Consider the following 21,253-nt stretch of genomic DNA (forward strand, 5'->3'; position numbering starts at 1 on the left):
GAGGGCGCGCAGCGGCGTTCTCGTGAGCGCAGCGAACGAGGGCCAGCGAGACGCAGTCTCGCGCGGTCGCGGGATGCCGAGCGGCCGAGGGCTTTCGAGGGGGTTCACTCACTGTATTTATCAGGTCCGGTGGTACTATGTTGAATATGGGATTCGGACCGAGCATTTCGGCTCCGACCATAACAGGAACGCAGGTCGTCTACCCAGCACGGCTCGTTGCAGCGTGGGCCATACTCACTATCGCCAGCCTTGGTCTCGAACGCGTCATCCACCGGTGCAAATACTGGACTGTCAAACTCACAGGCACGCATCCGTTCGGCTGGTTCGCGTCGCTCGGCAGCGATCACCAAGGCGACTTGAGAGAGACAGAGACGTACACGGTTGCGGATCTCAAGGACCGACTCGACTGGGAACGCAAGTGGTGGCGTCGAACAACACGGCGAGGCGTCCGCGCTGTCGTGATCGCGCCGGTGGTCGAGGAACTCACGTTTCGCGGCGGTCCATATCTGCTGGCGGTAACCTTGGGCGTCGCTCAACTCCCACTGTTGGTCGCTGGGTCAGTCCTGTGGGCGTACCTCCATACCCGGAATCCACGCCGCTACCGCCGGGGAACCCTCCCAGTGTTCGTCAGTGGATTGCTGAGCCTGTATCTGTGGCTGATAGGGCTCTGGTGGCTGGCGATCCTGGTGCATGCAGGCAACAATCTGGTTGCGATAGCGCTGGCAGCCGGCGAGAAGCGCTGGCGGCGCTGGCAGCACTCGTTTTCACCAGGAGAAGAGTATACGGTGACGGTCGACGACCGGAGCCCGCAACCGGATCGACATGGCCTGTATCGGGCGTACACACCGGCCGACGGGACACTCCACGTCGCCGACGTCGAACCGGGTGAGACGACACGGGTGCGAGTCGCGACGACGGTTGGACTCCACGGCTACGCGTATCCCATCACCGAATCGGGCCAAGAAACCGATTGCGCTGAGACTTAACCAACAACAGCAGCGAATGGCTGCCAGTGTTGGTTAATACATCGGCGGATTGGCTACTGCGTCAAACACGCCACCGATTCCGAAGCGTCGATAGAGAGCGCAGGCCGAGTCCACAGAGCATAATCCAGGAGTAAATCACCGATCACCGCGAGACAGATCCTGTGCAAGTGCCTCTTGAAGTCCGTCAGGAAGCAACGACCCGGGCTTTTCTGCGTGAAAAGCGACGTTCTCGTAGGCCGCTTCGATATGTTTCTGTGTGGCGTCGTCGTGCTTCGCTGCAAGCGCCTCTAACTCCTCGACCATCGTCTGAAGTTCATCGTCGGCCTCGATCATCTCGCTGACAGCGCCAGATCCTTGAGCGCCTTGGCGGCGGCTCGTCGGACGCGCCCGTCGTCGTCGACGAGTGCCTCCAAATAGAAGTCTCGAAGCCAGTTACGATGCGTCGCGATGTCGTCGAGCGTCCACTCGCCCGGCAACGCTTCGTCGGTGATATCGGCTCCAACCGTCCGAATCCCAAGTCGTGGGTACAGCGCGGCCGCAAAGCGAATCACGGACTGCCGTTGATAGCCGTCATCGCTCTCGTACAGCTCACGACACAGCTCGAAGCAGTCGTTGAACAGCGCGGCTCGCTCCTCGAGGTCCATGTCCTCGACCTCATCAATAGCCTGATTCACGCGCTCGGTGTCACCCGACGACAGCGCAGTGCGGAACGCTTCGGGTGTCTGGTCCATGGTTGTTGTTCCATCGCCACTCGTGTAACTCCTCGGGGGACGAGGAGAACAAGAAGATCGCGGAGGGTGGAGAGATTGTAGTCGCGATCGCTATCGAGAACGATCCGCACTCTAGAACTGCAAGCGAACACGAGGAACGGGCATACTTGTACCGACGGCCAGTAGTGACCGTTATGACGGGCGACGATACGCCGGTAGAGCACTATAGATTGGCCGACCCGGCGGATCTCCGCACGGCGCTTGCGACAGCTGGGATCGAATATCTCGACGTGGACGAGCAGCGAACGATCGTGATCTATCAGCAGGCGATTCTCATGGTGATCGCCACAGAGGGATCGGCAACGACAGCGCATGCATTCGACGTCGAATTCTGGAAGGAGCCGCCGACCGGCCCTGATCGTGAGCCTGACTCGCTGTTCGCTACATTCATCGATGAGCTGGTTACGGCTACTGAGACGACTCGTCGTTGAGTGGCCGATGTCCGAATGAGCGCCCCAAACAGTGACAAATACGAGTGCAAGAAGCGGCGGGTGAGATGTCATCGGACCGACGCCGCGAGCAGTGTGGCGCTGAGAAATATCCAGTAGGGTATTCCCCTCTCACTCGACAAGGATAGCACAGCTACGATGGAGCTCAAGTTCGACGACGGCACCCTTCTGCTTCGCGACGCTCCTGAGTCGGTTCCGTACGCAGAGTGGGATGACCGCGTCGACGAGTACCGGTCCCAAGCCTACCGGTATCAGGCGCTCCTCGAATGGGCTGGTATATGGTCGGACGGCAATGAGCAGGCAACGCTTCGAGACGGCTTCGGGCAAGCGCTCGAAGACACCGCTCGGGCCTACCCTGACCTCGATCTCACGCCGGCGCTCCACATCGAACCGCGTGACTACCAGCAGGCCGCCCTCGACGCCTGGATCGACCACGGGCGACGGGGCAGCGTCGTCCTCCCGACGGGCAGCGGGAAGACGTTCCTCGGGCTGCAGGCGATTGCCGACGCCGGCGTCAGTGCGCTCATCGTCACGCCGACGATCGATCTGATGAACCAGTGGCACGCTACGCTCACCAACGCCTTCGGCGACCAGCTCACGGAGCCAGTTGGTGTCCTCGGCGGCGGCAGCCACGAGGTCACCGCGATCACGGTTACGACCTACGACAGCGCCTACCGCTACATCAACGAGTACGGCGACCGGTTCGGCTTACTCGTCGTCGACGAGGAACACCACCTGCCAGCGCCGACCTACCAGCAGATCCCTGAGATGACGATTGCGCCGTACCGCCTCGGGCTGACCGCCACCTACGAACGCCCCGACGGCAAGCACGAACTCCTTGAGGACCTCATCGGCCCGGTCGTCTACCGCGAGGACGTCGACGAGCTCACCGGCGAGTACCTCAGCGAGTACGAAACGATCCATATGTCGGTTGATCTCACAGCCGACGAGCGCGAGACATACGACGAGGAGTACCAGCTCTATCGCGACTACGTCGACAGCCACGAGTTCGACCTCTGGAAAGAGGACGGCTATGCGGAGTTTCTCAAGCGCACGTCCTACGATCCACAGGGCCGACGGGCGCTCATCGCCAAGCAACGCGCCGAGCGGATCGCCCGCACCGCCGAGAAGAAGCTCGACACGCTCGACAACCTCATCAAGCGCCACCACGACGACCGCGCGATCATCTTCACCGCCAACAACGACTTCGCCTACGACATCTCCCAAGAGTTCATCGTTCCCTGTATCACCCACCAGACGAAGACCAACGAACGCACCGAAATTCTCGAGCGGTTTCGAACTGGTGAATACTCGATGCTGGTGACCTCACAAGTCCTCGACGAGGGGATCGACGTCCCGGCGGCGAACGTCGGCATCATCCTCTCGGGGAGTGCCTCGAAACGCCAGTACGCGCAGCGACTCGGCCGAATACTGCGGCCCACTGATGACCGCCAGCCGGCACGGCTCTACGAGATTATCACGGACGACACGATGGAGACGTACGTCTCCCAGCGCCGCCGTGAAGGGGTGAGCGCGTAGTGCTAACGGCCAACCTCGCTCGGTCGCGCACGACCGACCAGGAAATCAGACCGTTGTTCATCGATCCGACTGATGGCCGCTATCGTGAGACAGCGCGCGAGCTCATCCAATTGTTCGAGACCCATCTCGATGAGCCGAAAGGCGACCTCGAAGACGCAATTGACGAGCTGACCGTCAACGATACCGACTACAAGATCGTCCAAGGCCTCGCGAAGCTCCTGAAAGACGAGTGCGAATTCAAGATCGTGGCCTCGGTCGACCCGCACAAAATCCGTCAGCGACTGTTCGAGAAAGCCAACGAACGGTATCCGATCGTTCGCCAACCAACACTTGGCGAGGATACACAGAAACTGGAGGTGTACAGCGCAGTGGCTGACGAGTTGGGGATCTCACTCGAAGAGTGCTATCGGGGGATGTACGCCGACCTAGAGGACAACACGCGGCTCGTTCGGATCGGAACGCGAACGGCCGACCAGTACACGACTGATGGCGTCTCGTCGACGTCGACGACCGCGTTGACCGGCAGTAGCGACGCGGACTACGAACACACCGACCTTACCGTGGACTGGCTGTTGACCCGGTATAATCTGGCGCTTGCCCAGGCAGTGCTGTACGACGCCACAGAGATGCGGATTCGCGTCTGGGATCACTTCGGGGCTGTCTTCAGCTACGTGAAGCTGTTCGGCCTGATGCACCGGATTTATCCGATCGACGTCGACGGCGAACGTGTCGCGAGCACGGATCAGGCCGCTGGCTACGAAGCCGTGCTGGATGGGCCGGCATCACTCTTCTCGAAATCACAAAAGTACGGGATTCGCATGGCGAACTTCCTGCCAGCGTTGCCGCTCTGTAACCGTTGGGAGATGACCGCCGAGGTTCTCGCCGACGAAACGACCGGCGAGACGCGCGCGTTCACACTCGACCACACTGAGAATCTCGATTCGCACTACAGTACCGGGGATCAGTTCGATAGCGACGTCGAACGAACGCTTGCGCAGAAATGGGAGCGCTCGAATACGGAATGGGAGCTCGTCCGTGAGGATGACATCTTCGACCTCGGTGCCGAAGTGATGATCCCTGACTTTGCGATTGAGCATCCTGACGGTCGGCGGGCGATCCTCGAGATCGTCGGGTTCTGGACGCCCGAGTATCTGGAGTCGAAGCTCACGAAGATTCGACAGGTAGAGGCCGACAATTTCGTGTTGGCTGTGTCGGAGCGCCTGGATTGTGCGAGTGAAGAGTTCGGACGGACAGCCGACCGCGTTCTCTGGTTCAAAACCGGGATTCACGTCTATGACGTCGTCGACCTGGCCGAGACAGTTACTGTCCCGTCCGAGACACCGTCTGGTTCCAAGTAGACCGGTTCAGTGACTGGGCGACCGATGCCCTGCACCGTGTCGCTGTCTTTGGTTGCGAACTCACTCGTAACGAGGGGTGTTCACTGGAAATGTGGTATGTTGTTAACCAACAGCTGGGAAGAAATAGGCGGTTATGTTGGTTAAGCAGGCTCTGAACGGAACGGCTAGCGACTCAAGATAGTCCGGAAGGTAGCGCCAGTGATCGAACGGAACAATCGAGAGGAACACCAGCCTTCCCGATCTAGCGGCCGACAATATCGATGAGCCGTTGACGCATTCGGGAATCAATAGGAATCTTTGAGCATCGATCATCGAGGCCGATCGATTGAAGCAAGAGACTCGCCTCATCCAACAGTGAGAGCTGAAGGTACGTTCCCTCTCGATATCCGTCACTCGTTCGGGTCATATCGATGATTTTCAGCGTCTCATACTCCCGAAGCTGGTCGGTGATTCGCTTCTGCCCAAGGACATTCGTATCGATCGCTTCGGCGAATTCGCGATAGACTTGATACATTTCGGTTGCTTTGAAATGAGACTGGTTCGTGTATTCGTCCATCGCGGCGAGCGCGGCAATTGCAACCTTCGCCTGCGTCGGACACCCGCGGATCAGATCCTGAATCCGTGTCACTTCGGCATCATCGTTGGCAGCGCGGACGTGTTCTTCGCGGACGTGGTCCGCATCGTCGTCACGAGCGATTTCGCCAGCGAGTCGAAAGAGGTCGATCGCGCGTCGTGCATCACCATGTTCCTGTGCAGAAAACGCCGAACATAGCGGGATGACGTCGTCCGAGAGGACACCGTCATGATAGGCGTCGCGACGTCGGTCCAGAATGTCGCCAAGTTGGTTTGCATCGTACGCTGGAAACACGATCTCGTCCGGAGCGAACGAACTCTCAACACGAGTGTCTAACCGGTCGCCGTATTTGAGATCGTTACTGATGCCGACGACTGTAATGCTGGCCTCAACATCGTTTTCTTCACCGGCTCGGGACAACTGCATCAGAAGTTTGCTATCATCCGCCTCCTCTGGAGGGACATTTTGGGCGTCGTCAGGGGGTGCAAGCCGGTCGATTTCGTCAAGAACGACAATAACGGCGTCGTAGAGTTTGTCAATAACCGTCCACAAACGATCGTAGTAGGCCCCTGTCGCGATGCCCGACTGTGGAATCTCCACACCCGTTTTGTCGGAATCGTTCAAGCTCTTCGAGAGATGAATGATCGTCTGGACCTCCGAACGGCGTTGGGCACAGTCGATGATTGCACGTCCAATGCGAACGTCATTGCTCGCGCCTCGTTCTTCGACTTCACGACTGACGTACCGAGTGACGAGTGTCTTGCCGGAGCCGGACTTGCCCAAGAGGAGTGTGCCCTTTCCAGAGCCACCGTCGATCGTCGGTTTGAGTCGCCGAGCAACGGTTTCGATCTGGTCGTTTCGACCGACGATTTTGTCGTGGTCCGGGATGTGGTCGATACGGAGCAGATCTTCATTGGCAAAAATCGGATCTTCCTCGTCAAGGACAGAAAGCGGATCATCGCGAGACTTGGAGCGAGAGTAGGCAACGGCCCCGTGTTCGGCAGCATAATCGCCGAGTGTATTCGTCTGCTCCTCCCTTGAAGCCATACACCGGATTTCAAATGAATTCGACTTAGTTCTTTCCCTCGGTCCCGTCCATCGCGCGTATTTAGTCGAATACCGGCCTCATTCCTCTCGTTCGTTCTCGAACCAAATTCGGCGATCAGCACTGAGAACACGTTTGCGTAACACCGCATTTCGGATGATTTCTCGTGTGGACAGATCAACTGGAGGGACTACCCGACCCCCACACCGAATTTCAGATGAAATCTTGGTATCGTCTGGTTCGGTTAGAGTGGTACGTACACCCCCACCCCGGATTTCAAATGAATTCTCCGAAGAGTAGAAGCGCCGTATAGCCAGTGCGTGAGAGAGAACGCTACCACGGAAGTCGGATAATCACGGGATAGAGGCCCTGCAAATGCGAAGTCATTCGGAACATGGTGCTGCTCTCGTAGGCGTTCGAGAAGTGTTGCGTGTAACTTGCCGAGGAGGAACAGAGTAGCTGTTCTAGCAGAGAGTATATAAACACACATCTAGGATTCATCGAGCTGTGGTCGGTAGCTGTTCTAACTCTCGAAATTGGGTCTTTCACAGCTTCACTACTACTACTACTTTACCGTTATAGTAAAATATATAATAACGCGAAAAGTAAGATGGTTTCCACACGAAACCTAAAACCTGAATATCGTACAATACAAACTCGCTACCACACAATTGGCCTTCTCAGGTAGTCAACCGAGTTCCCTTCCGAACCAACCCACCCCTTCCTCTGGAACCGATTTCATTTGAAATCCGGGGTGGGGGTGTTGTCCGGCAAGCAAGGTCGTTATTGTTGCAGTCTCATCTCGCTATGTTGCTCGAGGTTCGTGATGTTGGTCCTGAACCGCGCCTATTTTCACCGGCCGCCAGCTGATCCGACCTCTATCGTCGAGGGCTCTTGCTTCTTCGTCGACACCGGCTCATTCACTAAAATACTGGTCTGCTGTACTATTCCAGATCGAGATCCTCCCACCCTTCGAAATGCTTGAGCCGGATGCGTAACTCGAACTCCGACCATCCACACGTATCCGCGAGATACTGTGCAAGCTGGCCAAATGCAGAATGATCCAGCATGATACCGCGCTGACCCTGATCCGTAATGAATGGCAGATCTCGCAGTGCCGCAAACACCTGTTTCGCCTCACCACCGCGGTGACTCTCGTATGACGCGATTCGAAGCAACTCGTCTTGTGTCATTGGTTGCCCGTATTGATGTGTTGCAACGAGCGCCTCGAGAAGGGCACAGGCGAGATCAGTCTGCATACGCTACCGATTTCAGCCACTCCATAATAAAAACGGTGAATTGAATTACCAACAATGGAAATCCAAACCAACAACTCTATGCACAAGTTTATACGCGAGAAGGGAATAGATGTACCATAGCATGAGCACGCCCGATCACGCTGAGGGAGATAGCTCAGAGCAGAGCACGAAAGAACTCCGCTACGAACATCCGAGCGGCTGGCTGTATCTCATGAAGGATAGCTCCGAGGGCCTTCACCTCATCATCGATACCCTACTATCGGCCTCGGACCGTGAATTCACGAAGAGCGAACTGGCTGAAGCAGCAGGTGTAAGTCGCCACACGGTCCGTGCACATCTCGGTACGCTCCTCGAACATGGGATCGTCCAAGCTGTCGCTAACGGGAAACGCTATCAACTCAATCTCGACAGCCCGGTCACACAGGAGATTTTCGAGTTGAACAGCGCGATCAACGCCGTCGGGGCTGGACACGTGACAATCGAGAGCGATACTGGTACTGTCGTCGACGAATAGGCGACCACTCCGCTGGATCGTGGCTACGTCGACTCTTCTTCCGTGTCGTCTGTCAGTCCGAGCTCCTCTTCTATTGTCGTCCGGTTACAGACGGCGTCGATTACTGCACCGTAGAACGCATTATTTTTCGGGAGATCCTCTTCAAATTCGATCTCGTACTCTAACGACATCTCCTTGTAGAGCCGGTCTAACCGCTTCAAGCGATCCGTTCCAAGGTAGAACGTCCGTGCCTTCGTCTCACGAACTGTCTTTGAATCAGATGATGTCGATGAATCCATTGACTCTGATGACGTCGTTGAGGTAGATGACCTCTTTGATGTCGTTGAGGACGTTGTAGATTCGTCTGATTCAGCTGCCTCATTGATCTCATTCACGTCATTGACTTCATTGTCGTCGTTGGGAACTTCCTCAGTGTCTGTCTCTTCATCCTCTACGGACTCACTCTGCTCGGCTCTGCTACCGAAGCGTTCACTCATACGGTTTTGCCGATCCGTCTTCTTATCGTCAGTCATAGGGCGTCCTCCAGGTGGGCAGCGAGCTGGTCGAACTCGGCTTCCATATCACAGTCTTCGGTGTGCTCGAATACTGAGACTCCATTACTCCACGCCCGCTTGAGGACGACACGCTTCCGTATCTCGAAGATGGGTAGCCCCGGCTCAAAGGTTTCTTGAAACCACGTCATCATCTCTTCGGCTTCGCCATCGGGTTCGACACGGTTCGCAACGATCGCCTGTTCGTTGATCGAGGTCTCATACTCGGCCTCGAGCGTGTCGATTTGATCAAAGAGAATATCGAGAGCGCGGGTTGACGTAGATTCTGCTAGGGCGGGAATGAGAACGTTCTGTGCAGCAAGGAGAGCGCTATCAGTCAAGACGAGGAGTGAGGGTGGACAGTCATAAATGACGAAGTCGTAGCCCCCGTCGACATCGGCGACGGCCCGCTGGAGCCGTTTGCGGCCCTGCATCTCGGTGACGAGTTCCGCTTCGCCTTTGAACAGATCGATATTTGAAGGAACGAGATCCATCTCGGGATGTGTCTCGATGATCTCGGATAACGCTGTGTCCTGTGAGACGAGTACTGATCGGAGGTTCGGTTCAGGCTCTTCATAGACTTCCGAGAGGCCAAGGCCTTCAGTGGCGTTTCCTTGTGGGTCGACGTCGACGAAGAGGACGGTGTGGCCTCGTTGGTTAAGTGCACCAGCAAGGTTGATGGCAATCATGGTTTTGCCGACTCCACCCTTCTGGTTCGACACTGCGACGTGTTTCGTCGATGTAGACATATCTCAATGGATTCAATGAGGTCATATAAACTATGCTCTCTCAACGACATCAATGATCTCATTGACTACATTGTATCTCATCTACGCGCTTTGACTCTGCACGTCTTCTGAGCAAGGTGATTAACCAACATCTTCCCGCTCCGTCTGGTTTGTTGGTTAATCCGGATCAGAAAAATCAGTTCGTGTGGTCACCTGATATCGGTGCCAGGTTTGAACTCGGTCAGCTCCTCGATACGCTGCTCAAGCTCGTCGACTTCCTGACGAAGCTTCTCGGCATCGGGATCGTCGCTCAGCGCAAGCTGGTCTTTCAGCCCTTGGAGCCGCGTTTCCTTGTGCTCCTCGTCGACGTCGGCCTTCCGGACGTACTCACTTGCTTCGATCTCGTAGACCGCCGATTCGGAGAGGTCGGTCACGTCCAAGGCGTCGTCGACCTTCTCGCGGTCGACGGCCATGATCCGCTCGCGAGGGATGCCCGCATCTTCGAGCACACCGATGACTTCGTCGTCGTCTTTCAGCGAGCGATTGCGCCGACTCGTCCGCTGGACGGAGCCGTACTGACCGTGGACCGGCTGGTCATGGTGGAGCCGCCCAAGGAGTACCTCACGCACGTCCTGGCGAAGGTCGCCAGCGTTGCGCTGGACGTCCGACAGCAACGTATAGAGATTGATGAGCGCGGGCGTCTCACAGTCCTCGAGTGCGGTTGGATCGTGGCGTTCGAGAGTGTCGATCAGCAACAGCATATCAGCGTAGACATCGAGATCTGGCTCGGTGCGGTCTGCGGCGTCATCCTGGTCGTCGGCGGACTGGGTAGTGGCTCCTTTGATTAGTTGGGATGTCGTCGGCTCGTCGGTTTCTGTGAGCGTACCCTCGCGGTCGTCGATCTCGTAGCGGGGATGCAGGCTGAGTACTGCCGCGTACGGTTCGGCGTCCGGTGGGAGTCGTTGGAGTTCGAAGGTGCCGCCAGCGTCAGTGATTCGTTCGGCCAGCGTTTCGAACTGCTCGCGTTGCAGTGGTTGCGGGTCACCCGAATCGACGAACTCGATATTGATGCGATGCTCCTGGGTGTCGGTGATGCGGAATCGCGTCTCCGACAGAGGCGTAATGACTGTCGCATCCGCAGCAAGGGCATCACACTCCTCGAGGAGCGTCCGCCAGCTCGCGGTAAAGGGCATAGCAGTGCTTGGTTGTATCGAAAGAAAACATCTCGGTCCATCGCTTACTTGACCCGTGTCTCCCGCGGCTCTTCGGTGATCTGAGAGTATTAACCAACAAAACCACCCGTTGCGTTGATTGTGTTGGTTAATACATTTCTTGATAGATCCCTTGCGTCAAAGAGCAAGGACTTATCCATTTCCTTTGTGAACACCCAGGTATGAGCGACGCCACTCTCAAACGTACACGTGATGAACAGGGTCGGTTCCAGGCTAGTACGTCACCCGACGACGTCTACGAAGCTATGGAGCCGCTGGAACCCTACAGCACGAACGAGATCGCTGACGAACTCGGACTTCCACACCGAACGGCACTACACTATTTTAACCAGCTAGCCCAAAACGACCGAATCCGCAAGAAGAAAACGGGTAAACGAACCGTGATCTGGATTCGAATGGAGGAACGATGATCTGCTCGTGTCACTTGGACTTAGATAGCGTTATAAATCCGTTGTGTGTGGATTTCAACACACAACAGCTAGCGAACATATCGCTACTCAGGGATGCCTATGGAAATTGATCCAACTTCTCTCCAAGGACACAACAAAGAAGATATCATCAGTGTCTTCATCGAACATGTCGTCAAAACCGAGGAGGAAGTTGAGGAGAAGGAAACCCGGGGTGGCAAAACCACGGACCTCAAACTCTATCTACTCGATAATCAGGGATTTGAATTTGGAACGATAGAAACGACGGTCGAACATCTTGCCACCAGCGACGACACCGATCGGAACACCAAAAATTGGATTGCCGACCATGTCGTCGACGAACAATCCATTGATGACGACCTTTCGTTCCTCCAGATCTCAACTCCTGATGCAGGGCGAACAGACGATTTCCTTGTTATCCGAAGTAATGGCTACTTCTGGATTCTGACTACCGAACGAAAGGAGTGGTGCAGAAAGACAGTCGAAAAGCTCATTCAGTATCTCCCGGGCGTTGAGCGTCTTTACCTGTCTTCAGACGATTTAGAGGATATCGTTGAGGGATTGCAAGATGCCTATGTCTCTGGATTCACCGCCAAATACCACGCTCCGTATCGGAAACGAGACGCGACGCTCGTTTTCCACGGCGCTGAAGAGAACGACCTTGACAAGGCCGAAGAGGCGTTCGATGCCACACCAAGCAGAATTGAGTGGGATCAAACCAACAGCCCCGCTGCCGCGATCCAGGGAGCAAACACTAATGACGGCCACTTATCCGTCGAAAATGTCAGGGAAGGCTCCGAAGCAAAAGCGGTCAACACTATCCTTGGACTGACCGAAGATTACCAGGAACGCGACCGCGCCAATTACGAAGTCGAACACAAACCGACTCGGACGATCTTCGACGACGGTAGCCAGGCAATCGATGGCCACACCGCGATTGAACTCACTGATCCAGACAGAGACGACGCCCCGAATCTCGCTGCAGAACTCCAAGAGGATGTCCTCTCCGGGCTGCAGTACAATGCTGGAATGTGGGGTGATGATACCTTCTTCGTACAGGATAAAGAGCACGAGGAGGTGTTCGAAATCGCGCTAGAACCGCCGAACATCATCCTTTACGCGCGGGAGAACACGACCGCATTGAGTCTCCGAAGCTTCTGCCAGGAAATCCTTGACGAGTTCGATTCGACATATTCGCTGGAGAAGAAGCAGAACATGTTGGTTGGACAGTAACGATGAGTGGGGAACAGGATCACTGGCTTCGACAAAAACGTGAGATACAGGCCTACAACACATTCTTTTCCGCATTGTCCGCACGTGCAAACCCGTGTCTCGCTGCGCACGGTTTTGAAGCGCCAGTGGAATTCCCCCGAATCGAAGGCGCACGCGAAGGTGTTGCTGCACATCCGGATTTTCTCTTGTACGACGGCAGTGTCTTTCTGCTGGTCGAAATCAAACAGGGAACCAACATCGAAGACCGGCACATCGAGCAGATGGAGGAGTGCAACCGTGTCGGGATTGAGCGAGCAGAGACGTATCTCAGAGATTCTGACGTTCAAGAGAAGACTTCCTATGACGGGAACGTTGATCAGGTCGAGACCTGTATCGTTTACGAGGGAATCGACGAGGAATACCTCAAAAAGTGCCGGAATGAATGGGACAACTGCCGGGAAAAACTAGAGAAACTCGAAGAACAAACTGCCATCCTCACTCAGGGTCGAGGAGAATCCCTGCGGTTGCTCACTGGTGAGTTCGATTCCACCCGATTACAATCCCGCTTCGAGAGCGGTATCGATCTCCCGACGAATCCGAAGACAGAGTTCATAGTGACGGAATCATGGGAAAAAGAGTGCCTTGCGGTCGCCATCTCCCACACCTGGGGTCACCAAGCTGCTTCCGGTCCAGTTCAAATCTCCGCGTCCGACATCCGATCACACTTCGCACCCAGGCATGCTGTCCCAATGGGACGCATCAAGCGCGTGCTCCACTTCTTGAATGAGGTCGATGCTTGTAGCGAAGTGGACGACGAAGAAGAGACCCATCTCTACGAATTCACCGTCGACCACATGCAAGCAATCCTCGACATTGAACAGACTGTTAGCGAGCAGTCCGTCGAGGACTATCTGATGGAGGATGATCAGACGGATCTCGACTCGTTCATGGGTCCAGACGAAGGCGGCGATGATGATGAAGATGCTGCCAACCAGTAGCACTTCTCCGAATTATTCGCGTAGGAGGTCCTCGATTTCCTCTCGGAGGTGAGTGAAGCCATCTCTAGCAGTATCCACATCAGATGCTCCAGTGACCACGACCTTTCCGGTGGCAAAGACCAGGAGTACGCACTCGTGGTCACGGGGGCGGTACACCAGGCCGGGGAACTGCTCAGGCTCGTACTCCGTTACCTCCAGCCCTAAGCCGATCGCTAGGGCTGAAAGATTGAGCGACCGACCCACATCTGCCATACACACGTAGTTCTGGATGCTGAACCAGGCATCCTCAGCACTCGAAACAATACCGTGACGTTCCAGCAGCTCCAGAAATTCCTCTCGAAGACGTTCAGATTCGGCTTCCGACGACGCTCCGGTGATGATGTACTTCCCGGTGCGGTACAGCGTGATCAACGGCTCGTCGTCGCCGAACCGGACGTAGGCTCCAGGATATTTCTCGGGATCGTAGTCGACGACGTCGTCGAGTTCCCGTGCGACCATCGCGAGATCAAGTTCGACGTCTAAGGCACCCGACGCAACGACATTGACGACGTGTACCATCGTGAAATCCTTCGTGGTCGAGAATACTTTTATCGCCCTCTATAACGTGTCGATACCCCGTTCACCGCGACAGAACTCAGTTCATCCCAGCTGTTCTACTCTGCTACTCGTTCCGCTCAACGAGGTCGTACTCTTCAGCGTACTCAAAAATGACTTGCAGGATATCCCACGATTTGCCGGTCTGATCGTCTTCGAAGTACCATTCAGCTTGGTCAGCGATGGCTTCAGACACGGCTTCAGCATCGAGAAAGTCCTCTGGCTCTTCGAAGCCCATGCCGATCCAGTCCTCGCCAGCAAGATTCGCAGACAGATCCCGTGTGATGGCGTCGATTACCGCTCGCTGAAGGTCCGCCGTGAAGTCGACCTCATACCGCTCTTCGGGCATTTCCTCTTTCAGCCTCGGGAGCAGCTGCTCGGCGATCTCCTGATGCGACGATTCGCCACTTCCGGCCCAGTCGTTCAGTACGGTGTAGTCGTTCGTCATCGTTTGAGTCTATCGTGGTCGTATCTTGACTGTATTGCTGTCAGTTGAATCTGGAGCTTATCCTGGCTGACTCTCTTGGTATACTTGTTGACGGAGGTGTTTGGTGATCGCTTCCTGAACTTCGTCGTTGTCCATGAACTCTGCGAAGAGCTCCTGATTCTGGTCCATTCGATCGATGAACATGCTGGTTAGCGCATCATCGAACTCCAGTGCGAAGTTTTCGCGACTATTTGCGCGCGCAGACCGCCGGAGGTGATCGTCTTCTAGGGCGTCTTCCTTGAGCTGCTCGAGGAACAGTTGGTCGGCTTCCGTGAAATCCGTCCCCAGTTTCTCGTTGATTTTCTCGACGATAGTCGACAGTTCGACTTCGTCATCAGCTTCTGAACCCCCCGTTCCAGTCTCTGTCGGGCCTTTGACCTCACCATCGTTTGCGCTGAGCCCGATGGAACCCTCCTCGGACTTCTCAAGGCGATAGTACTGTAGAGCGAGTTCATCGTCGAATTCCACGGTAGGATCATGCGATTGCCTCGGGAGTTCCTTGTACAGGAACCGGCCGAAGGTGTAGAGCTTCTCGAGGTGGGTATCCGCGTAGCTGACGATCTGCGACTGGAATTTATACAGCCGCAGGAACGACCGGAGCGTTGAGCGGAAGTTTTCCTGGATTTCCTCCTCTTTGGCGACGAAACGGTCCCGAGCTGGCTGAACGATACTGCTGAGCTTTCCATGGGCACCTTCCGTCCCCGTGTTGGACGGGTCAAAGAACACCTTCGCGAAGCGGTCGACCTCCTCTTGCTCGTAGATGCGAAACGCATCGAGGTCAGAGGCTAACTGTTGGAGATGCTGTGGGTCCATCTCCTCGGTCACGGTTGTCTTGCCGTAGAACGGTTCAAACGCTTCCTTGATCTCTGCCTGCTCGTTCTCGAAGTCCAGCACGAACGTATCCTCTTTCCCGGGATGCTGTCGGTTCAACCGGGAGAGTGTCTGGACAGCTTGGATCCCGGAGAGCTTCTTATCGACATACATCGTGTGGAGAAGCGGCTGATCGAACCCAGTCTGGTACTTGTCGGCGACGACGAGAACCTGATACTCCGGGGTGTCGAAGACGTTGGGGAGTTCCGATTCTTTGATCCCGTCATTCATCTCCTTTTCAGTGTAGCTACCACCATCGTCCTCGACCGTCCCACTGAATGCGACGAGCGCGTTGAGGTCGTATCCGTTCTCCTCAATATATTCGTCAATCGACTTCTTGTACCGGACTGCGTGAGCCCGAGAGGACGTCACGATCATCGCCTTGGCCTTCCCACCGATCTTGTGCTGCGTGTGATTCCGGAAGTGTTCGACGATGATCTCGACCTTCTGTGAGACGTTGTGGGGATGGAGTTTCAGGAACCGCGATATCGCATTCACCGCCTTCTGCTCGGGCACCTGTGGGTCCTCCTCGACGACCTTTGCGACGTTGTAGAACGTCTCGTATGTCGTGTAGTTTTGGAGGACGTCGAGGATGAATCCCTCATCAATCGCTTGCTGCATTGAATAGAGGTGGAATGGTTCATGGCCACCGTCTCCATCGGGTTCACCGAACGTCTGCAAGGTCTTGGCCTTCGGCGTCGCAGTGAACGCGAAAAAGCTGAGGTTGGGTTGTTTGTTCCGGGCCTTCGCTTGCTCTGCCATCGCATCCTCCCAATCCTCGATATCTTCCTCGTCGACACCCGAGAGAATGCCCTTCATCTCGGCGGACATCTCGCCACTCTGGCTGCTGTGGGCTTCGTCGACGACAACGGCGTAATCCCGCTCCGGAAGTGACTGTGCGTGCTCAATGACGTACGGGAACGTCTGGAGCGTCGTGATGATCACGGGCTTGCCAGCTTCCAAGGCCTCTGCGAGCTCCTCGGATTTCGAGCGGTTCTCGCCTTTGATCGGATGAACGACGCCCGTCTTGTGGTCGAGCTCGTAGATGGTGTTCCGGAGCTGTTCGTCGAGGACAGTTCGGTCGGTGACGACGACGACGCCATCGAATACCGCGTTGTCTTGGTCGTCGTGCAGCGAAACGAGCCTGTGAACCAGCCACGCGATTGACTTGCTCTTCCCACTCCCGGTGGAATGCTGGATGAGGTAGTCCTCGCCAGGACCCTCCTCTTTCGCGCTGGCGACCAGCTGCCGGACACACTCTAGCTGGTGATAGCGTGGGAAGATGATCGTCTCGTCTTCCTCGACGGTGATGCCGTCTTTCTTGATCTCCTCGGTGTCGATGTGGATGAACCGCTGGATGATCTCCATCCAGCTATCTTTCTCCCAGACTTCTTTCCAGAGATACGCAGTGCGGTGGTCGTTCTCTCGTGGGGGGTTGCCACCGCCTTTCTCGTGGCCCTTGTTGAACGGGAGGAAGTGCGTGTCTTCGCCGGCGAGTTCGGTCGTATAGTGAATCTCGTGCTGGTCGATAGCGAAATGTACCAACGCACCGCGCTTGAACCGGAGGACAGGTTCGCTCGGGTCGCGGTCTTGGCGGTACTGCTCTCGGGCGTCCCTGTTTGCCTGGTCGGTAAAGGTATTCTTGAGTTCGGCTGTCGCGACGGGGATACCGTTGACGCTCAGTGCGAGGTCTACACTCAGATTCGAATTCGTCGCCGAGTAGTGGAGCTGCTGGGTGACGCCGAGGCAATTCGCTTCGTAGCGAGCTTGCAGTTCGGGATTGATTCCTGTGTTGGGTTGGAACGTCGCGAGCTCGATCTTCGTTCCGGTGGTGCGCAGGCCATGACGCAGTAGTTCGAGTGTGCCTTGGCGTTCGAGGGCGCTGGTCAGCTCCTGGAGAAAACGTTCACGAGCACTGCCCTTGTGAGCAGTTTCCAGTTGCTCCCAGGCCTCCGGCTGGGTTTCTTGGACAAACGAGATAACCTGGTCAGGGAAGATGCCCCGCTCGGCGTCGAAGTCATCGCTTGGGACACGTGAGTAGCCGCGTTTAAGCAGGGCAGCAGCGATCTCGTCCTCGAAGGCCGCCTCGTCGTACTGTTTACTCATATGTGACTGGCCTTAGCTTCATTCTTTACGTCGGATACATCAATCTGGCCCGAGACCGCAGCGGTGATGAGCGCCTGGCGTTTCTCCTCGAGGAGGTCGATAGTTTCCTCTACTCGATCGATGAGTTCCCAGAGGCGCTCGGTTTCAGTTTCGATGTGGTCGACAATTTCGCGCTGTTCTTCGAGCGGTGGGAGCGGAGTTTTGAACGACTTGATATCGGGCATATAGATCGTCTGGTGGGTAGAACCCTGCATCAGCCGATTGAACTCTTGTTCCATCGAGCGGAAGACGTAGAGCAGATACTCCGGTATGATTTCGTCGCTACAAACCCAGTTAGCAAAGTCCTGTGAGGTCGCCATCGGTTCCCCCATGATACCGGAGAAGCCAACCGACGCAGTACGTGAAAGGAAGACAGTACCCTCAGGAAGGAGATGCGCCCCGGAATTTTCCATCCCGAGTTCATTGATCTGGTGCTCGGTTTCATAGAGATAGCGCTTACGTCCTTCGCGGAACGGCTTGATGTCGGAGGTCGTGACCCACGGAATGTCGGTGTCTTCCCAGTATTCGTCGTTAGAGCGGTCGGGAGTGTGGCCAGAGTGGAGTTCGGCGACGAAACGGGTGCGGACGACGTCCCAGTGTTCCGGAACTTCCCCTATCCAGCCTACATCGGAGTCTATTGTTTGGCTGTTCCCACCAATACCACGGGTAACTACGTCTATGATTAGCGAATCTATTTCAGCTCTCGAAGACTCAATTAATGACTGGCATCTCTGAGAGGCCTCCCTGATATTCGATAGATACGACTCTATATAATCAACAATCTTCCGTTGTTTGTCAAGGTCGTAATCCGGTATTTCGTAGTTTGTTATAAACTCGCTAGGTACACGTTGCTGACCTGCCGAACCACGCATGGCGGCCTCTGCACCGTCGCGAAATCTCTTAGTGCGGAGTGCATACCAGAGAAATTTCGGTTCAATCCCTTCTTTAGCCCTCAAAACATGTATTTCGGTCGTTCCAAATCCGATGCCGTTTTCGAGTGAGTCACAGACAGCACCTTTTCCATTTTCGAAAGAAGGAGTTATCTTTGCGATTGCTATATCGCCCTCCGAAAAATACGTATATTCGTCTATTACGTCTTCTAGACTTCTTGTTTCCCTATATGTGATTTCGCCTTTCACTCCAAATCCATCAAGCGGGATGAATGAAACGTCTGTATCGCCATCTACCTTAGATAGTTCGGAGCTACTTGGATTTAGCCTCGCAATGTGGCCTACCTTGACGAATCCTTCCGAGGATGCGCTCTCCATGTCAGCTTCCCCCACTAATATCATTCAGAATTGAAACGATTTGTTTGCCCGTCTCTGAAAGATCCCTATCGATATCTTTCATGTCTCGCGGCTCCTCGTACTCGTAGAAGTACCTATCAAAGTTTATCTCGTACCCGACAACTCCAAGTTCCCCGTCTTGGTCGTCGTGATACCTGCTGCTCTCGTTGATCCAAGCGTTCTCCAGATACGGCGCGACCTCCTCTTCGAAGTACTCCCGTGGATCTGTCCCGAGTGGAACCCGTTCGCGTTCGCGTAGGTCGCCGTCGTGCTCGGGGTTGCCGTTCCCGTCCCGGCAGATCTCGGCGTCGTCGTTCTGATCGCCAAGCGCGCGTTCTATCGCGTTGTAGACGCTGTTACGCACGTCGACGCCATGCATGTTGAACGTCAGTTCCACCTCGTCGATGAACTCGTCGCGGTCCATCCACTGTTTCTCCGAATCCAACTCGTAGAGCGCCTCCTTCACCGCCTCCTGTACGTCCTCGTCACGGTTCGTGAACGCGCGCTCGTCGTCGAGGCTCTCAATGCGCTCCTCGGTCGCCCGGAAGCTCATCCGTAGCGGCCGGTCGATGACGATGCGGCGGTAGCCGAACTCCTCAGTGGGGACGACCTTCGAGCGGCCGTTCGCCTTCAGGTCGCCGAAGATGCGGGAGATCTCGGTGATGTGCTCCGGTGTCAGTTCGTGGCGCTTCTCGCCGAGACTCTCGTCCATCTCGGCGTACAGATCTTGGGCGTCGATGAGCTGGACGACGCCGTCGCGCTTCTCGGATTTGTCGTTCGAGAGCACCCAGATGTAGGTCCGGATGCCCGTGTTGTAGAAGAGGTTCTCGGGCAGGCCGACGATGCCTTCCAGCCAGTCGTTTTCGAGGATCCAGCGTCGGATGGCTGATTCTCCGCTGTTCGGGCCGCCGTTGAACAGCGGCGAGCCGTTGAACACGATGGCGATCCGAGAGCCACCCTCTGCAGGCGACCTCATCTTGCTCAACATGTGCTGGAGAAACAGGAACGCGCCGTCGTTGGTCCGGGGCGTCCCCGCACCGAATCGGCCGGCGAACCCTTCTTCCTCGTGTTCGCGCTCGATCTCGTCTTTGACCTTCTTCCAGGAGACCCCAAACGGCGGATTCGAGAGCATATAGTCGAAGGTCCGGCTCGGGAAGCCGTCCTGGGTAAAGGAGTTACCGTACACGATGTTCTCGGGCTCTTGACCCTTGATGAGCATATCCGAGTTACAGACCGCGTATGATTCGGGGTTGAGTTCCTGCCCGAAGACGTGGAGCTTCGCGTCGTTGTTGAGTTGTCGGACGTACTCCTCGGCGACGCTGAGCATCCCGCCGGTTCCACAAGCGGGGTCGTACACCGTTCGGATAGCGTTCTGTTCGGTCAGTGCCTCGTCGTCTTCCTGGAAGGAGAGGTTGACCATCAGCTCGATCACTTCCCGCGGCGTGAAGTGCTCGCCAGCCGTCTCGTTGCTCAGTTCGTTGAACTTCCGGATGAGCTCCTCGTAGATGTAGCCCATCTCCTCGTTTGGGACCTCCTCGGGATGGAGGTCGATTTCGGCGAACTGCCGGACGATCTTATACAGTAGATCGGCGTCGGCAAGTCGGTCGATCTGGTGGTTAAACTCGAACTTCTCGAAGATCTCCTTTGTCTCCTCGTCGTACTGGTTGATGTAGTACTGGAGGTTTTCTGCGATATCGTCGGGGTCGTTACACAGGGATTCGAAAGTGTACTCACTGGTGTTGTACACCTGTGCATCGGCAGCCTTCTTCAACGAGGGGGCGACGTTCTCGATACCTTGTTCCTGAAGCTGTTCGTAGCGCTCCAATACCTCGTCCTTGTTCCGTTCAGTTACGCAATCGAGGCGTCGAAGAACAGTCAGCGGCAAGATGACCTTCTGATATTCCGACTGCTTGTAGTCCCCTCTGAGAAGATCTGCAATAGACCAGATAAAGTCCGACTTCTCGTTGAAGTTATCGACCATTGTACGGTGGAAGGTAAGTGTGTATGATAAACGCCACGGAGTATTCACCGAGAAATTCGGTTATCGACGCCGATTCACTGCACACAATTCGCCCACACGGGCCCTCCCGAAGCGAAGATCGGTGACTCGGTGACCACTGTTCCGACCTGTTTCATACCTCACGGTTCACCGACAGAGTTACGCACGAATATGCTAGCTTCACGCAGACAGTACTCCGTTATCGTGTCTCGGAAGAGGAATACCCGTTTGTCGAAGGGTCAATCGACGA

20 protein-coding genes are annotated in these 21,253 nt (G+C 55.7%); 8 read left to right on the plus strand and 12 right to left on the minus strand.

The window, feature by feature from the left end:
• The first annotated feature begins 146 nt into the window (after positions 1-146).
• The gene (locus ACP99_RS04560) at positions 147-986 is read left to right on the plus strand and encodes a CPBP family intramembrane glutamic endopeptidase (protein WP_197052352.1); all 840 of its coding nucleotides are present in this window, start codon (positions 147-149) and stop codon (positions 984-986) included.
• A 135-nt stretch (positions 987-1,121) separates the two neighbouring features.
• Here the strand turns inward: ACP99_RS04560 and ACP99_RS20780 are convergent, their stop codons facing one another.
• Positions 1,122-1,319 carry a hypothetical protein gene (locus tag ACP99_RS20780; protein WP_231554211.1) on the minus strand — a complete coding sequence of 66 codons (198 nt, stop codon included), beginning with the start codon at positions 1,317-1,319 and terminating at the stop codon, positions 1,122-1,124.
• The gene (locus ACP99_RS04565) at positions 1,316-1,717 is read right to left on the minus strand and encodes a hypothetical protein (protein ID WP_231554212.1); all 402 of its coding nucleotides are present in this window, start codon (positions 1,715-1,717) and stop codon (positions 1,316-1,318) included. Before ACP99_RS04565 ends, ACP99_RS20780 begins: the two co-directional genes overlap by 4 nt.
• 173 nt (positions 1,718-1,890) lie before the next feature.
• Here ACP99_RS04565 and ACP99_RS04570 point away from each other — a divergent pair, with 173 nt between their 5' ends.
• The 3 genes from ACP99_RS04570 (at position 1,891) to ACP99_RS04580 (ending at position 5,102) form a co-directional block, all read left to right on the plus strand.
• A complete protein-coding gene (locus ACP99_RS04570; protein WP_049985488.1) occupies positions 1,891-2,187 on the plus strand; it encodes a hypothetical protein in 297 nt (98 codons plus the stop codon).
• Positions 2,188-2,343: 156 nt separating this feature from the next.
• On the plus strand, positions 2,344-3,744 hold the full coding sequence (locus tag ACP99_RS04575; RefSeq protein WP_049985470.1) for a DEAD/DEAH box helicase family protein: 1,401 nt from the start codon (positions 2,344-2,346) through the stop codon (positions 3,742-3,744).
• Entirely contained in the window at positions 3,744-5,102 is a 1,359-nt protein-coding gene (locus ACP99_RS04580) for a DUF790 family protein (protein WP_049985471.1), read from the plus strand. The genes ACP99_RS04575 and ACP99_RS04580 overlap by 1 nt, the downstream gene beginning before the upstream one ends.
• Before the next feature lie 241 nt (positions 5,103-5,343).
• Here ACP99_RS04580 and ACP99_RS04585 read toward each other — a convergent pair whose 3' ends face one another.
• Both ACP99_RS04585 and ACP99_RS04590 read right to left on the minus strand, forming a co-directional pair.
• Positions 5,344-6,723, minus strand: coding sequence for a Cdc6/Cdc18 family protein (locus ACP99_RS04585; RefSeq protein ID WP_049985472.1), 1,380 nt, complete (start codon positions 6,721-6,723; stop codon positions 5,344-5,346).
• A 942-nt stretch (positions 6,724-7,665) separates the two neighbouring features.
• Complete coding sequence (locus ACP99_RS04590; RefSeq protein ID WP_049985473.1) at positions 7,666-7,980, minus strand: hypothetical protein; 315 nt, start codon at positions 7,978-7,980, stop codon at positions 7,666-7,668.
• Positions 7,981-8,101: 121 nt separating this feature from the next.
• Between ACP99_RS04590 and ACP99_RS04595 the strand changes: the two genes are divergently transcribed.
• A complete protein-coding gene (locus ACP99_RS04595; protein WP_081927135.1) occupies positions 8,102-8,494 on the plus strand; it encodes a helix-turn-helix domain-containing protein in 393 nt (130 codons plus the stop codon).
• Positions 8,495-8,517: 23 nt separating this feature from the next.
• Here ACP99_RS04595 and ACP99_RS04600 read toward each other — a convergent pair whose 3' ends face one another.
• The 3 genes from ACP99_RS04600 to ACP99_RS04610 all read right to left on the minus strand — a co-directional run bounded on the left by ACP99_RS04600 (position 8,518) and on the right by ACP99_RS04610 (position 10,945).
• Entirely contained in the window at positions 8,518-9,006 is a 489-nt protein-coding gene (locus ACP99_RS04600) for a hypothetical protein (RefSeq protein WP_049985475.1), read from the minus strand.
• Positions 9,003-9,773: a ParA family protein gene (locus tag ACP99_RS04605; protein WP_049985476.1), complete on the minus strand. Its 771-nt coding sequence runs from the start codon at positions 9,771-9,773 to the stop codon at positions 9,003-9,005. Before ACP99_RS04605 ends, ACP99_RS04600 begins: the two co-directional genes overlap by 4 nt.
• A gap of 188 nt (positions 9,774-9,961) precedes the next feature.
• On the minus strand, positions 9,962-10,945 hold the full coding sequence (locus ACP99_RS04610) for a hypothetical protein (protein WP_049985477.1): 984 nt from the start codon (positions 10,943-10,945) through the stop codon (positions 9,962-9,964).
• Between the two features lie 200 nt (positions 10,946-11,145).
• Between ACP99_RS04610 and ACP99_RS04615 the strand changes: the two genes are divergently transcribed.
• The 3 genes from ACP99_RS04615 (at position 11,146) to ACP99_RS19830 (ending at position 13,622) form a co-directional block, all read left to right on the plus strand.
• A complete protein-coding gene (locus ACP99_RS04615) occupies positions 11,146-11,394 on the plus strand; it encodes a hypothetical protein (RefSeq protein ID WP_049985478.1) in 249 nt (82 codons plus the stop codon).
• A 99-nt stretch (positions 11,395-11,493) separates the two neighbouring features.
• Positions 11,494-12,645: a hypothetical protein gene (locus ACP99_RS04620; protein ID WP_156105593.1), complete on the plus strand. Its 1,152-nt coding sequence runs from the start codon at positions 11,494-11,496 to the stop codon at positions 12,643-12,645.
• A 2-nt stretch (positions 12,646-12,647) separates the two neighbouring features.
• Positions 12,648-13,622, plus strand: a complete 975-nt coding sequence (locus ACP99_RS19830) for a hypothetical protein (protein ID WP_156105594.1) — start codon at positions 12,648-12,650, stop codon at positions 13,620-13,622.
• 12 nt (positions 13,623-13,634) lie between these two features.
• On the opposite strand, the gene ACP99_RS04630 is transcribed toward ACP99_RS19830, so the two are convergent.
• The 5 genes from ACP99_RS04630 to ACP99_RS04650 form a co-directional block, all read right to left on the minus strand.
• Entirely contained in the window at positions 13,635-14,180 is a 546-nt protein-coding gene (locus tag ACP99_RS04630; protein ID WP_049985481.1) for a TATA-box-binding protein, read from the minus strand.
• Positions 14,181-14,283: 103 nt separating this feature from the next.
• Positions 14,284-14,664 (minus strand): hypothetical protein, encoded by a 381-nt coding sequence (locus tag ACP99_RS04635; protein WP_049985482.1) that lies wholly within the window; start codon positions 14,662-14,664, stop codon positions 14,284-14,286.
• Between the two features lie 57 nt (positions 14,665-14,721).
• The gene (locus tag ACP99_RS04640; RefSeq protein ID WP_049985483.1) at positions 14,722-17,679 is read right to left on the minus strand and encodes a type I restriction endonuclease subunit R; all 2,958 of its coding nucleotides are present in this window, start codon (positions 17,677-17,679) and stop codon (positions 14,722-14,724) included.
• On the minus strand, positions 17,676-18,986 hold the full coding sequence (locus tag ACP99_RS04645) for a restriction endonuclease subunit S (RefSeq protein WP_156105595.1): 1,311 nt from the start codon (positions 18,984-18,986) through the stop codon (positions 17,676-17,678). The genes ACP99_RS04640 and ACP99_RS04645 overlap by 4 nt, the downstream gene beginning before the upstream one ends.
• Before the next feature lies 1 nt (position 18,987).
• Positions 18,988-20,985 carry a type I restriction-modification system subunit M gene (locus tag ACP99_RS04650; RefSeq protein WP_049985484.1) on the minus strand — a complete coding sequence of 666 codons (1,998 nt, stop codon included), beginning with the start codon at positions 20,983-20,985 and terminating at the stop codon, positions 18,988-18,990.
• Between the last annotated feature and the right edge of the window lie 268 nt (positions 20,986-21,253).

Origin of the sequence: Halobellus rufus (genome assembly GCF_000739575.1) — an archaeon.
Taxonomy (GTDB): domain Archaea; phylum Halobacteriota; class Halobacteria; order Halobacteriales; family Haloferacaceae; genus Haloquadratum; species Haloquadratum rufum.

Excerpts from the sequence above, each read along its gene's own strand:
- ACP99_RS04565 (WP_231554212.1), bottom strand. The coding sequence starts at position 1,717 with ATGGACCAGACACCCGAAGCGTTCCGCACTGCGCTGTCGTCGGGTGAC.
- ACP99_RS20780 (WP_231554211.1), bottom strand. The coding sequence starts at position 1,319 with ATGATCGAGGCCGACGATGAACTTCAGACGATGGTCGAGGAGTTAGAG.
- ACP99_RS19830 (WP_156105594.1), top strand. The coding sequence starts at position 12,648 with ATGAGTGGGGAACAGGATCACTGGCTTCGACAAAAACGTGAGATACAG.
- ACP99_RS04590 (WP_049985473.1), bottom strand. The coding sequence starts at position 7,980 with ATGCAGACTGATCTCGCCTGTGCCCTTCTCGAGGCGCTCGTTGCAACA.
- ACP99_RS04650 (WP_049985484.1), bottom strand. The coding sequence starts at position 20,985 with ATGGTCGATAACTTCAACGAGAAGTCGGACTTTATCTGGTCTATTGCA.
- ACP99_RS04570 (WP_049985488.1), top strand. The coding sequence starts at position 1,891 with ATGACGGGCGACGATACGCCGGTAGAGCACTATAGATTGGCCGACCCG.
- ACP99_RS04630 (WP_049985481.1), bottom strand. The coding sequence starts at position 14,180 with ATGGTACACGTCGTCAATGTCGTTGCGTCGGGTGCCTTAGACGTCGAA.
- ACP99_RS04645 (WP_156105595.1), bottom strand. The coding sequence starts at position 18,986 with ATGGAGAGCGCATCCTCGGAAGGATTCGTCAAGGTAGGCCACATTGCG.
- ACP99_RS04575 (WP_049985470.1), top strand. The coding sequence starts at position 2,344 with ATGGAGCTCAAGTTCGACGACGGCACCCTTCTGCTTCGCGACGCTCCT.
- ACP99_RS04585 (WP_049985472.1), bottom strand. The coding sequence starts at position 6,723 with ATGGCTTCAAGGGAGGAGCAGACGAATACACTCGGCGATTATGCTGCC.
- ACP99_RS04620 (WP_156105593.1), top strand. The coding sequence starts at position 11,494 with ATGGAAATTGATCCAACTTCTCTCCAAGGACACAACAAAGAAGATATC.
- ACP99_RS04560 (WP_197052352.1), top strand. The coding sequence starts at position 147 with ATGGGATTCGGACCGAGCATTTCGGCTCCGACCATAACAGGAACGCAG.
- ACP99_RS04600 (WP_049985475.1), bottom strand. The coding sequence starts at position 9,006 with ATGACTGACGATAAGAAGACGGATCGGCAAAACCGTATGAGTGAACGC.
- ACP99_RS04640 (WP_049985483.1), bottom strand. The coding sequence starts at position 17,679 with ATGAGTAAACAGTACGACGAGGCGGCCTTCGAGGACGAGATCGCTGCT.
- ACP99_RS04615 (WP_049985478.1), top strand. The coding sequence starts at position 11,146 with ATGAGCGACGCCACTCTCAAACGTACACGTGATGAACAGGGTCGGTTC.
- ACP99_RS04635 (WP_049985482.1), bottom strand. The coding sequence starts at position 14,664 with ATGACGAACGACTACACCGTACTGAACGACTGGGCCGGAAGTGGCGAA.
- ACP99_RS04610 (WP_049985477.1), bottom strand. The coding sequence starts at position 10,945 with ATGCCCTTTACCGCGAGCTGGCGGACGCTCCTCGAGGAGTGTGATGCC.
- ACP99_RS04595 (WP_081927135.1), top strand. The coding sequence starts at position 8,102 with ATGAGCACGCCCGATCACGCTGAGGGAGATAGCTCAGAGCAGAGCACG.
- ACP99_RS04605 (WP_049985476.1), bottom strand. The coding sequence starts at position 9,773 with ATGTCTACATCGACGAAACACGTCGCAGTGTCGAACCAGAAGGGTGGA.